Source organism: Pseudomonas koreensis (assembly GCF_012986595.1).
Classification (GTDB): domain Bacteria; phylum Pseudomonadota; class Gammaproteobacteria; order Pseudomonadales; family Pseudomonadaceae; genus Aquipseudomonas; species Aquipseudomonas koreensis.
Window position 1 is genome coordinate 61,760 of the sequence record NZ_JAAQYM010000010.1, and the last position, 10,455, is coordinate 72,214.

At 57.9% G+C, this 10,455-nt stretch carries 13 protein-coding genes and 1 tRNA gene; 8 read left to right on the forward strand and 6 right to left on the reverse strand.

From position 1 onward, the window contains the following. The first annotated feature begins 24 nt into the window (after positions 1–24). A complete protein-coding gene (locus HBN98_RS27350; RefSeq protein WP_083366516.1) occupies positions 25–2,169 on the forward strand; it encodes a 3-hydroxyacyl-CoA dehydrogenase NAD-binding domain-containing protein in 2,145 nt (714 codons plus the stop codon). A 95-nt stretch (positions 2,170–2,264) separates the two neighbouring features. Then, the gene (locus tag HBN98_RS27355) at positions 2,265–2,993 is read left to right on the forward strand and encodes an amidotransferase (protein ID WP_083366515.1); all 729 of its coding nucleotides are present in this window, start codon (positions 2,265–2,267) and stop codon (positions 2,991–2,993) included. Positions 2,994–3,125: 132 nt separating this feature from the next. Here the strand turns inward: HBN98_RS27355 and HBN98_RS27360 are convergent, their stop codons facing one another. The 3 genes from HBN98_RS27360 to HBN98_RS27370 all read right to left on the reverse strand — a co-directional run bounded on the left by HBN98_RS27360 (position 3,126) and on the right by HBN98_RS27370 (position 5,861). Next, positions 3,126–4,097 carry a magnesium and cobalt transport protein CorA gene (locus HBN98_RS27360; protein WP_064586731.1) on the reverse strand — a complete coding sequence of 324 codons (972 nt, stop codon included), beginning with the start codon at positions 4,095–4,097 and terminating at the stop codon, positions 3,126–3,128. A gap of 134 nt (positions 4,098–4,231) precedes the next feature. Then, the gene (locus HBN98_RS27365) at positions 4,232–4,954 is read right to left on the reverse strand and encodes a lysophospholipid acyltransferase family protein (RefSeq protein WP_083366514.1); all 723 of its coding nucleotides are present in this window, start codon (positions 4,952–4,954) and stop codon (positions 4,232–4,234) included. Positions 4,955–5,171: 217 nt separating this feature from the next. Then, the gene (locus HBN98_RS27370; protein ID WP_083366513.1) at positions 5,172–5,861 is read right to left on the reverse strand and encodes a crotonase/enoyl-CoA hydratase family protein; all 690 of its coding nucleotides are present in this window, start codon (positions 5,859–5,861) and stop codon (positions 5,172–5,174) included. 295 nt (positions 5,862–6,156) lie between these two features. Between HBN98_RS27370 and HBN98_RS27375 the strand changes: the two genes are divergently transcribed. Then, positions 6,157–6,246 (forward strand) — tRNA-Ser (locus HBN98_RS27375). A gap of 163 nt (positions 6,247–6,409) precedes the next feature. Next, positions 6,410–6,730, forward strand: coding sequence for a YbjQ family protein (locus HBN98_RS27380; RefSeq protein ID WP_027613311.1), 321 nt, complete (start codon positions 6,410–6,412; stop codon positions 6,728–6,730). A gap of 65 nt (positions 6,731–6,795) precedes the next feature. Here HBN98_RS27380 and HBN98_RS27385 read toward each other — a convergent pair whose 3' ends face one another. Continuing rightward, positions 6,796–7,074, reverse strand: a complete 279-nt coding sequence (locus HBN98_RS27385; protein WP_083366512.1) for a hypothetical protein — start codon at positions 7,072–7,074, stop codon at positions 6,796–6,798. Positions 7,075–7,313: 239 nt separating this feature from the next. Between HBN98_RS27385 and HBN98_RS27390 the strand changes: the two genes are divergently transcribed. The 4 genes from HBN98_RS27390 (at position 7,314) to HBN98_RS27405 (ending at position 9,050) form a co-directional block, all read left to right on the forward strand. Beyond that, positions 7,314–7,502 carry a hypothetical protein gene (locus HBN98_RS27390; protein WP_083366511.1) on the forward strand — a complete coding sequence of 63 codons (189 nt, stop codon included), beginning with the start codon at positions 7,314–7,316 and terminating at the stop codon, positions 7,500–7,502. A gap of 326 nt (positions 7,503–7,828) precedes the next feature. Beyond that, on the forward strand, positions 7,829–8,197 hold the full coding sequence (locus HBN98_RS27395) for a glycine zipper domain-containing protein (protein ID WP_007960728.1): 369 nt from the start codon (positions 7,829–7,831) through the stop codon (positions 8,195–8,197). Positions 8,198–8,330: 133 nt separating this feature from the next. Continuing rightward, positions 8,331–8,756, forward strand: coding sequence for a glycine zipper domain-containing protein (locus HBN98_RS27400; RefSeq protein WP_064586736.1), 426 nt, complete (start codon positions 8,331–8,333; stop codon positions 8,754–8,756). Positions 8,757–8,879: 123 nt separating this feature from the next. After that, positions 8,880–9,050: a hypothetical protein gene (locus HBN98_RS27405; RefSeq protein ID WP_169844085.1), complete on the forward strand. Its 171-nt coding sequence runs from the start codon at positions 8,880–8,882 to the stop codon at positions 9,048–9,050. Between the two features lie 150 nt (positions 9,051–9,200). Here the strand turns inward: HBN98_RS27405 and HBN98_RS27410 are convergent, their stop codons facing one another. Together HBN98_RS27410 and HBN98_RS27415 are read right to left on the reverse strand one after the other, a co-directional pair. Then, positions 9,201–9,632 (reverse strand): DUF6896 domain-containing protein, encoded by a 432-nt coding sequence (locus HBN98_RS27410; RefSeq protein WP_083366510.1) that lies wholly within the window; start codon positions 9,630–9,632, stop codon positions 9,201–9,203. Next, positions 9,629–10,455 (reverse strand): RHS repeat-associated core domain-containing protein (locus HBN98_RS27415; protein ID WP_169844086.1); only part of this gene is annotated, 827 nt, incomplete at its 5' end. The genes HBN98_RS27410 and HBN98_RS27415, both read right to left, overlap by 4 nt.

Below are 10,455 nucleotides of genomic sequence, written 5' to 3' on the forward strand. Positions count from 1 at the left end.
GCCCCGAATTCAAGGAACCTTGTTATGAGCGAAGCCATTCGTTACGAAAAAGGCCAGGACGGCATCGTCGTGCTGACCATCGACATGCCGGGCCAGAGCGCCAACACCATGAACGCCGTGTACCGCCAGGCCATGGGCGCCTGCGTTGCGCATCTACTGGCGGACAAAGACAGCATCGCCGGAGTCATCATTACGTCGGCGAAGAAAACCTTCTTTGCCGGCGGCGACCTCAATGAGCTGATCAAGGTTGGCAAACCCGAGGCCAAAGCCTTCTATGACATGGTGCTGAGCCTCAAAGCCCAGTTGCGCACCCTGGAAACCCTCGGCAAACCCGTGGTCGCTGCCATTAACGGCGCGGCGCTCGGCGGTGGCTGGGAAATCTGTCTGGCCTGTCATCATCGGGTGGCGCTGGACGACGCGGCGGTGCAACTCGGTCTGCCGGAAGTGACCCTCGGTCTGCTGCCGGGCGGTGGCGGGGTGGTGCGCATGGTGCGCATGCTCGGCATCGAAAAGGCTCTGCCGTATCTGCTCGAAGGCAAGAAGGTACGCCCGCAACAGGCATTGCAGGCCGGGTTGATCGATGAGCTGGCGGCGGATCGTGACGAGCTGCTGGCCAAGGCCCGCGCCTGGATTGTTGCCAACCCGACGGCCGTGCAGCGCTGGGACGTGAAGGGCTATCAGATCCCCGGCGGCACGCCGTCGAATCCGAAGGTCGCGCAGATGCTGGCGATTGCGCCGTCGATCCTGCGGGCGAAGACTCAAGGCACGCTGCCGGCCCCGGAGAAAATTCTGTGCGCGGCAGTGGAAGGCGCGCAGGTGGACTTCGACACCGCGCACCTGATTGAAACCCGTTACTTCACCGAACTGACTACTGGGCAGATCTCGAAGAACCTGATCGGCACCTTCTGGTTCCAGCTCAACGAAATCAACGCCGGCGGCTCGCGGCCGCAGGGCTTTGCGCCTTACGTCACGCGCAAGGTCGGCGTGCTGGGCGCGGGGATGATGGGCGCCGGGATCGCGTTCGTCAGCGCCTCGGCCGGCATCGACGTAGTGCTCAAGGACATCAACCTGGCGGCCGCCGAAAAGGGCAAGGCGCATTCGGCGGCGTTGCTCGACAAGAAAGTCGCCCGGGGCCAGATGACTGCGGAAAAACGCGACGCGGTGCTGGCGCGGATCCAGCCCAGCGAGAACGATGTCGACCTGGCCGGCTGCGACTTGATCATCGAAGCGGTGTTCGAAGATCGCGAACTGAAAGCCAAGGTGTCGGCGGCGGCGCAGCAAGTGGTCGGTAGCGACGCGGTGATTGCCTCCAACACCTCGACCTTGCCGATCACCGGGCTGGCGACGGCAGTGCCGGATCAAAGCAAGTTCATCGGCCTGCATTTCTTCAGTCCGGTGGAAAAAATGCCGCTGGTGGAAATCATCAAGGGCGCGCAGACCAGCGATGAAACCCTGGCGCGGGGTTTCGACTTCGTCCTGCAAATCAAGAAAACTCCGATCGTGGTCAACGACAGTCGCGGCTTCTTCACCTCGCGGGTGTTCGGCACCTTCACCAATGAAGGCATTGCCATGCTCGGCGAGGGCGTGAGTGCGCCGATGATCGAGACCGAAGCGCGCAAAGCGGGGATGCCGGTGGGGCCGCTGGCAATCTCCGACGAAGTTTCCCTCAGCCTGATGAGCCATATCCGCCAGCAAACGGCCAAAGACCTGCAAGCAGAAGGGAAACCGCTGATAGAACATCCGGCGTTCGCCGTGATTGAGTTGCTGCTCAACGAATACAAGCGTCCGGGCAAAGCTGCCGGTGGTGGCTTCTACGATTACCCGGCTGGCGCGCAGAAGCACCTGTGGCCGGAGTTGAAGACGCGCTTCGAGAAGGCAGACGGGCAGATTTCAGCGAAGGATGTGCGAGATCGTCTGCTGTTCGTGCAGGCCCTCGAAACCGTGCGCTGCGTGGAGGAGGGCGTGCTGACCTCGACGGCGGAGGCCAACGTCGGCTCGATCTTCGGCATCGGTTTTGCGGCGTGGACCGGCGGTGCGCTGCAGTTCATCAATCAGTACGGGGTGCAGGACTTCGTCGCCCGCGCGCAATATCTGGCCGAGCAATACGGCGAGCGTTTTGCGCCACCGGCGTTGCTGCTGGAGAAGGCGGCGAACGGCGAGCTGTTTTAAGTGATCGGCTGAACACTGTGGGGCTTGCCTTGCCTGGGTGTTTCAAGGCAGGCTCTGGGGTGTTCATTATTCCCATCACGTGTCAGGTATTTTTTATGTCGCTACGCATCTGCATTCTGGAAACCGACATCCTGCGTCCGGAACTGGTCGATCAATATCAGGGTTACGGACAGATGTTCCAGCGCCTGTTCTCGCAGCAACCGATTGCCGCCGAGTTCACCGTGTACAACGTGATGCAGGGCGAATACCCGAGCGACGACCTGAGCTTCGACGCGTACCTGATCACCGGCAGCAAGGCCGATTCGTTCGGCACCGATCCGTGGATCCAGACCCTCAAGCAATACCTGCTGAACCGTTACGAGCGCGGCGACAAGCTGCTCGGCGTGTGCTTCGGCCATCAACTGCTGGCGCTGCTGCTGGGCGGCAAGAGCGAGCGCGCCACTCAGGGTTGGGGTGTCGGCACCCACAACTACAAACTGGCGGCCAAGGCGCCGTGGATGAGCCCGGTGCGTGAGGAGCTGACGCTGCTGATCAGCCACCAGGACCAGGTCACCGCGCTGCCGGAAAACGCCACGGTCATCGCCTCCAGCGATTTCTGCCCGTTCGCCGCGTATCACATCAACGATCAGGTGCTGTGCTTCCAGGGCCACCCGGAATTCATCCACGACTATTCGCGGGCGCTGTTGGACCTGCGTCAGGAAGCGCTGGGTTCGCAGATCTATTCGAAAGGCGTCGCCAGCCTTGAGCAGGAGCACCATGGCACGACCGTGGCGGAATGGATGATGCGTTTTGTGGCGCACAAGCCAGAAGCCGAAGCGCTTTAAGGCCTGACATTTACCTATGTGGCGAGGGAGCTTGCTCCCGCTCGGATGCGCAGCAGTCGTAATTTACGGCAACTTGATGTTTGTATGGGCGCGCTTCTCACCCCAGCGGGAGCTTGCTCTCGCGCCACAGGACTACAACCACCCCGACTTCTTGAAACTCGCCCACAAACTCACACACCCCACCGTGATAAACCCCAGCACGGCGAAATAGCCGTAGTGCCAGCTCAGCTCCGGCATGTTCTGGAAGTTCATCCCGTAAATCCCCGCCACCGCCGTCGGGAACGCCAGAATCGCCGCCCACGCGGCAAACTTGCGCTGCACCACGCTCTGCCGCGAGGCCTCAAGCAGCACGCCGATCTCGATGGTCTGGCTGGCAATGTCCGCCAGGGTGGTCAGGTCCTCCATCTGCCGGGTGACGTGAATCTGCACATCGCGAAAGTACGGGCGCATGTTCTTGTCGATGAACGGGAAGCTCAGCTTCTGCAGTTCCTCACCGATTTCCACCATCGGCGCCGCATAACGACGCAGGCGCAACACGTCGCGGCGCAGGCCATGAAGCTTCTGGATGTCATGCTCGTTTAAAGCGCTACACAGCACGTTGCGCTCCAGTTCATCGATCTCGGCATGAATCGCTTCGCCCACCGGCTGGTAGTTTTCGATGACGAAATCCAGCAGCGCATAGAGCACGAAGTCTTCCCCATGCTCGAGCAACAGCGGTCGCGCCTCACAGCGCTGACGGACATGCGCGTAGGACGCCGAGTGACCGTTGCGGGCGGTGATGATGTAGCCCTTGCCGGCGAAGATGTGCGTTTCGATGAACTGCAAAATCCCGTGTTCGCGGATCGGCGAGTAGGTGACGATAAACAAAGCGTCGCCAAAGGTTTCCAGTTTCGGTCGACTGTGTTTTTCCAGGGCATCTTCAATCGCCAGTTCGTGCAGATTGAACTGGCGTTGCAGGTTGGCCAGCTCCTGCGCGTCCGGCTCTTCCAGACCGATCCAGACAAAGTGCCCGGTTTTCGCGGCCCAGGCGGCGCCCTCATCGAGGGTAATATTGGTGACTTTCTTACCGGCGCTGTAAACCGCAGCAGCAACAACTCGACCCATGGTGGTGGTTCACTTCTTCTTAGCAGATGGCAGGGAATACAAGGCTTCAGCTTAGCCGTGTCGCTGCTTGAGAGTCAGTGAAATCTGCACAGTTCACCCGGCAAAAGAAAACCCGCACAAGGCGGGTTTGTTTTTCACGCAGCTTGCAGCTGCTGATCCATCGCGGCGATGCATTCGCGCATCTGTTCGCGGCACTGGGTCATGAGCATGGGCATGTCATCCATGGTCAGCCCGGCTGTAGGAATGGCCGGCAGCGAGCGTATGAGAATTTTCCCGCTGCGCCAGCGGTTCAGGCGCATGTGCTTGATGTAACTGCTGACGCACACCGGCACGATCGGCACGCCGGCGGCAATCGCCATCTGAAACGCGCCTTTCTTGAACGGCAGCAGTTCTTCGCCGAGGTTGCGCGTGCCTTCCGGGAACACCCAGATCGAGGTGTCTTCGTGTTGCAGGGTGTGGGTGGTGGTGAGCATCGACTTGCGCGCCTTGTGCGCATTGCCACGATCGATCAACACGTTGCCAGCCAGCCAGAACAGTTGGCCGAACAGCGGCACCCACTTCAGGCTCTTCTTGCCGATGCACACGGTACGCCGAGGCACCACGTTGCCGAACACGAACAGGTCGTAGTTGGACTGATGGTTGGCGATGATCACGCAGCTGTCGGGCTTGTTCATCAACGGGCCGACATCGGCCTTGACCCGCAAGCGCAGAATGAACATGGCCGGAAGCGCATAGAGGCGGGCGCACAAACGGCTGTTATCCGGGTTGAACGGGCGGCACAGACCCAGGAGTACGCCCAACACGCCGGCCAGAACAAAGTGCAAGCCCATCAACAACATACGCAACACAAACAGCATTTTCGGTGCCCACCGGGACAAAAGGTGGCGCAGTGTACGGATGTGCACTGTTTTCGGCAATTGCTGCTATAGAGTGCGGAGATAGGCGATGTTTAAGCGCATGTTTCCGGAATCGGCGTCAGACGCGTCCTAGAGCCGTCGACGATTCATCAACCGAACACGCAAGAAAAAGCCCGACACGACGGTCGGGCTTTTCTTCGGCTCGGGAAGCGAGGGCTTAGCCCAGATGTTCCTGATCCTGGATGATCGCATTGTCGAGGGCTTCGAGCAGCGCCTTGCGCACTTTGAGCTTGGTGTTCTTGTGCGCGTTCATGTTGATCTTCTTCAATTGACGCGCGGCGGCCAGAGCGGCGCCTTGCAGTTCTTCGGCAGCCACCACCTTGTCGAGGAAGCCGGCGTCCACCGCGCTTTTCGGATCAAACATCTCGCCGTTGATCACCGAACGGTGGAACGCCGAACGACGCAGGCGATCACGCGCCAGCTCGATGCCGGCGTGGTGCATGGTCATGCCGATCTGCACTTCGTTCAAACCGATGCTGAACGGACCGTCGACGCCAATGCGATAGTCGGCAGACAACAGCAGGAACGCGCCCTTGGCCACCGCGTGCCCAGGGCACGCAACGATCACCGGAAACGGGTGAGAGAGCAGGCGACGGGCCAAGGTCGAACCGGCGGTCACCAGTGCCACGGCTTCTTTAGGGCCGGCGGTCATCACTTTGAGGTCATAGCCACCGGACAAAATCCCCGGCTGACCGGTAATGATCACGATGGCACGATCAGTCTTCGCCTGATCCAGCGCCGCGTTGAACACCGCAATCACGTCCGGGGAAATGGCATTGACCTTGCCGTTGTTCAAGGTCAGGGTCGCGATGCCGTCTTCGAGGTGGTAGGCAATCAACTCACTCATGACGCAATTCCTTGTAAGAAAGATGGGCAGACGTTACCCACCACCGTAGGCCAGGTAAAGCGCCGTGACTGACTCGCCGGTCACCGTTTCCCGCCTCACCCGGCGTAGCGCGCCGTTCTGCTTCTATATAGAAGGGTGGCCGTCACCAGAGATTGGCCGGTTTGCCATCGCCCACCGTGGGCTGAAACGCCTTTTTGTCTTAACCGCATGAAAATTCTGAAAAAAAGTTTGCCATCAGAAAAGCTTTCGACTACATTAGCGCGCCTCGACAGACAGAACATGTTTGAAGAGATACGGTGAAGTGTCCGAGTGGCTTAAGGAGCACGCCTGGAAAGTGTGTATACAGGAAACTGTATCGAGAGTTCGAATCTCTCCTTCACCGCCATATTCAATACACAAAACCCCTGATTTCGAAAGAGATCAGGGGTTTTGTGGTTTTTGGCGCCTGGATTTTAATCCGCCGTGGAAGTCATGCTGGAAGTGCTCGGCCTGATTTTCCATAGCGCACTACAATCGCCGCTTTATCCGTAGAAAAAAGGACCGTCCCCATGATCATTTCCACCACCCACGCCATCGAAGGCCGACAAATCACCGCTTACCTGGACATTGTCAGCGCGGAGTCGGTGCAGGGCGTCAATGTGATTCGTGACATGTTTGCCGGCATGCGCGATTTTTTCGGTGGGCGGTCGCAGACGCTGGAGCGTGCATTGAAAGAGGCGCGGGTTCAGGCGACTGACGAGATCAAGGAGCGGGCGCGGGCCTTGCAGGCGGATGCGGTGGTCGGGCTGGATTTTGAGATCAGCATGCCGGCGGGCAAGGGTGGCATGGTTGTCGTGTTCGCGACGGGCACGGCGGTCAAGTTGCGTTGATGCAGTGGCCGGTTCAAGCGAGCCCATTCAGGCGATGAATGGGCTTTTTGCTCTCTGGCTTTCGGTCAGCCCTGTGGCTTGAGTATCACCAGCCCATGGGCGTCATAGGTCAGCGGCGTATCGATCGCGACCAGCGGCGGGGTTCCGGTGGAGGGCGTCGGATCGGCGGGCTGACTCGGGTGGTAGATGACGCCAGGGGTCAGAATCGGTTTGTCCGGGTAGGTAATGGTGATGTCGCCCGCAGCGAGCTTTTCCTTGAGTTTCTCACCGGCGGCTTTGCCGGCAGCGATTTGTTCGTCCGTGAGTTTTACGACAGGCATTTCCGGGAATCCGTTGATTTTCATGTTCTCTCCTTGAGATTCATTTGTAGGCAAAAGGGCAACGGCCTGTCGCCGGGAATCTTTAGCGCTATGAGACCGATGGCTCGTTACGGTGTTGAAAGGATGAAGGCCATTCGTCGGCCATCAGCGTATCTGAACCACAAGTCCAGGAATGACCGGCTAGTCTCAAAAGTCTTGGAGGTCGATATTTTTTCAGGCAATAAGGCTTTGCCGGTGTCGATCCATTTGAAAGGGGTGAAGGTATGACTGATCCGTATATCGAAGACGATGGAGCCGAATTTTCATTCAACAACTGCGTCCGTTGTGGCCAGACGGAGTATCAGTCGGGCTTTGGCGAGGACCCGGTTCTGACCGGCAAGATCAAGTCCGCTGCGCCCAAGGGGCCGAAAGCCAAGTTTCTGCCGAAGGTCTCGACCCGCTCGAGAAAATGATCAGCGACCTCACAACCCCGTCTATAAACGGGGTTTTTTATGCCTGCTGTTTATGAAGGGAAATTTCCTACAAGAGGTTGGGTAGATTTGTATGTATTTCACAAACTTTTCACGTCCACGGACGTAGGGTGAAGCCATCCGTTAGAAAGCAAGTCTCCAGCCCGTCTCCCCAGCGGGCTTTTTTTTGCCTGCGATAAAACCTTTTGCCAAATCGCTGTCCAATCGGCGCCTGGTGCGCGGCGGCCGCTGATTTTGTCTGGACTTTAGCGCGTCGGCAGCATTCAATCTCGGCCCCTTTTGATCTCCCTATTTTTGAGGTTTTTGTCATGCGTCTAACATTGCCCGCTCTGGTTCTGGGGCTTCTGGTTGCTCAAGGTGCGGTGGCTGGCGAAGGCACTGCTGCGCTCGGCGGCGGTCTGGGTGGTGCGTTGGGTAATGTCGTCGGCCAGAAAATGGGCGGCAGCACCGGCGCAGCAATTGGTGCCGGTGTTGCAGGCGCGGCGGGCAGTGCGATGGCAGCCGGCAAGGGCAGCCGGACCAAAGCGGCCATCGGTGGTGGTGTCGGCGCGGCCGGTGGTTCGGTGATCGGCAACAGCCTGGGCGGCAGAAATGGCGCGACCATTGGCGCCGGTCTGGGTGGCGCGGCCGGCGGTGCCGTAGGCGCCAACCTGTCCAAAGGTCACAAGCGTCACTGATAGCGAACGCTTGTCAGAAAAAGCCCGGCTCAATGTCGGGCTTTTTCATGGCTGAACGTTTTCCCGGGAAATGTCTCCAACTGACATAAGCCCTGTGGGCATACTGTCCCGATTCGGGAACTGTGAGGTTCAAATGCGTTTGTCATTGTCTGCACTGTTTTTCGGATTAGTGATCGCTCAAGGCGCGATGGCCGCCGGAGATGGTAGTGCCGCCGTTGGTGGCGGATTGGGCGGTGTGCTCGGTAATGTGGTGGGCGGCCAGCTCGGCGGCAGCACCGGTGCGGCGGTCGGCGCGGGCGTTGGTGGCGCGGCGGGTGGCGCGGTCGGCGCGAATAAACGCAATCGCACCGAAGCCGCCATTGGTGGTGGCCTCGGCGCGGCCGGTGGCTCGGTGCTCGGCAACAGCCTGGGCGGCTCTACCGGTTCAGCCATCGGTGCAGGTTTGGGCGGTGCGGCCGGTGGTGCGGTGGGCAACAACCTGGGTGACGACGGCGGAAAAGGCCATTCCGGCGGTGGACACAAGCACAACAAGTACAAACATAAAAACCGCCATCATTGATTGAACATCGAAAAGAAACCCGGCTTGGCGCCGGGTTTTTCGTGTCTGGCGGTCGGACGCTGGAACGATTGGCTGTAGGGCTTTTCGAACGTTATACAACCCACCCCCACGCAGAGGTTTGCCATGACCCCCGAAACCGAAGGCAAGGAAGAAAAAGGCCCGAGCGGTCTGCCGTTTATCAATGATCCGGGCAACGAGGATCCGGGGTCGCTGATGGACGACGCGACCGTGCCGCTCAATGATGCGGATGAGGCTTTGGATGAGGAATATGAAGAGGATGAGGATGAGCAATAAGTTGTCTTGAAAGTCGAGCGTGGCTGCGCACTGAATTTGAATATCCGGGGCCTGTACTTCAGGCCCTTTGATTCGGGTCGGTTTGCTCTCGAGGTCAAGCTCGTTAAATAGTCGTCAAGGCGGACGAAAGCAAACCGACAAAATATTTTGTTATTTGCCAGTTAATTCAGGCTTCACCAGTATGTAAAGGCTATCTGATGTCGACATTTTTTCTATTCGACCTGATGCGACGTATTCTTGAAACTCCTTTTCAACTGTTTTTTTGTCGCAGTATTTTTTATATTCAGATGGCCTGTCGCTAGCGTAAATGTAAAGGCGCCATATATCAAAACCATCGATTCTGTTATCCGAGCCATAATCGAAGTCCACTGATTCTGATGGGAAGTGAATGGCGCACCCTACGCCGTGCAGTTCATATTGAACTTCATCAGTTATTTCACCGCAGCGTTCGATTTGCTTGCTTCGCCAAAGTCTTAAAATATTCCGAGTGCCAAATTTTTTTTGTAGTAATTCTGCTCCACTCTCAACTTTTGAAAGGAAGTCAGTTATTAGGTCCTCAAGATTTTTATCGTCTTTTTTCATCTTCTTCTGTGATGCTCCAATCGGTCGTGTCCGACATTGTTAGCTGATTCAATGACTTCTTCGATAGTATTGAGCTCTCCTTTGTGGTCTCTGATGTTCGTGATCAGTTTTATAGTTATAGGCGTTGCTGTTTGTTTTGCAGCTGCTGCACGGTGATGTCCATCTAGAATATAGAAGTTGCCCTGATGTTCTGCTACGTCTATGGGATAGCTGACATCGTATCCACCGGCTCGCATTTGATCCCTTATTTTTTCGACGTGTTTAGTTGATTTTTTTCCCATGATCGCATGCGTTCGCTTCAGTGAATGTGGGTCAACGCCATGAATCAAGTCCGGTAATTGTGGTTCACCCTCATCTACCTTAGCGCCACCAACCCCACCCGGCATCTCACAACCCGGCTTCTTCGGCGGCGAACAGTTCGAGTTCAACCCCAACGGATCCACCCACCCCGTCGGATTCGGCACATACCGGTACTGATTCAGCCCACCCGCCAACTTGATGGGATCCGGCGTCAGATACCGTCCCAGCCTCGAGTCGTAATACCGGTGCCGGTTGTAATGCAGCCCGCTCTCCGCGTCGAAATACTGCCCCTGAAACCGCAGTGGCTGGTCTAGGTAGTCCTCGCCCGCCAGGGTGATCGCTGCGACTTTTCCATAGGCGTCGTATTGCGCGGACCAGACGATTTCGCCGCTGTAGTCGGTGAGTTCCTGCGGGGTGCCGAGGTGGTCGAGTTGGTAGTAGAACGGGCAGGCTTTTTTCGGGCCTTTGCCGTCGAGCAGGGCCAGTGGGCGGAAGGTGCCGGGTTCGTAGACGTAGCTGCGGT

Coding starts and splice junctions, on each gene's coding strand:
- HBN98_RS27395 (WP_007960728.1), top strand. CDS start 7,829: ATGCGTCTAACATTGCCCGCTCTGGTTCTGGGGCTTCTGGTTGCTCAA.
- HBN98_RS27355 (WP_083366515.1), top strand. CDS start 2,265: ATGTCGCTACGCATCTGCATTCTGGAAACCGACATCCTGCGTCCGGAA.
- HBN98_RS27390 (WP_083366511.1), top strand. CDS start 7,314: ATGACTGATCCGTATATCGAAGACGATGGAGCCGAATTTTCATTCAAC.
- HBN98_RS27410 (WP_083366510.1), bottom strand. CDS start 9,632: ATGAAAAAAGACGATAAAAATCTTGAGGACCTAATAACTGACTTCCTT.
- HBN98_RS27400 (WP_064586736.1), top strand. CDS start 8,331: ATGCGTTTGTCATTGTCTGCACTGTTTTTCGGATTAGTGATCGCTCAA.
- HBN98_RS27405 (WP_169844085.1), top strand. CDS start 8,880: ATGACCCCCGAAACCGAAGGCAAGGAAGAAAAAGGCCCGAGCGGTCTG.
- HBN98_RS27350 (WP_083366516.1), top strand. CDS start 25: ATGAGCGAAGCCATTCGTTACGAAAAAGGCCAGGACGGCATCGTCGTG.
- HBN98_RS27385 (WP_083366512.1), bottom strand. CDS start 7,074: ATGAAAATCAACGGATTCCCGGAAATGCCTGTCGTAAAACTCACGGAC.
- HBN98_RS27380 (WP_027613311.1), top strand. CDS start 6,410: ATGATCATTTCCACCACCCACGCCATCGAAGGCCGACAAATCACCGCT.
- HBN98_RS27360 (WP_064586731.1), bottom strand. CDS start 4,097: ATGGGTCGAGTTGTTGCTGCTGCGGTTTACAGCGCCGGTAAGAAAGTC.
- HBN98_RS27370 (WP_083366513.1), bottom strand. CDS start 5,861: ATGAGTGAGTTGATTGCCTACCACCTCGAAGACGGCATCGCGACCCTG.
- HBN98_RS27365 (WP_083366514.1), bottom strand. CDS start 4,954: ATGCTGTTTGTGTTGCGTATGTTGTTGATGGGCTTGCACTTTGTTCTG.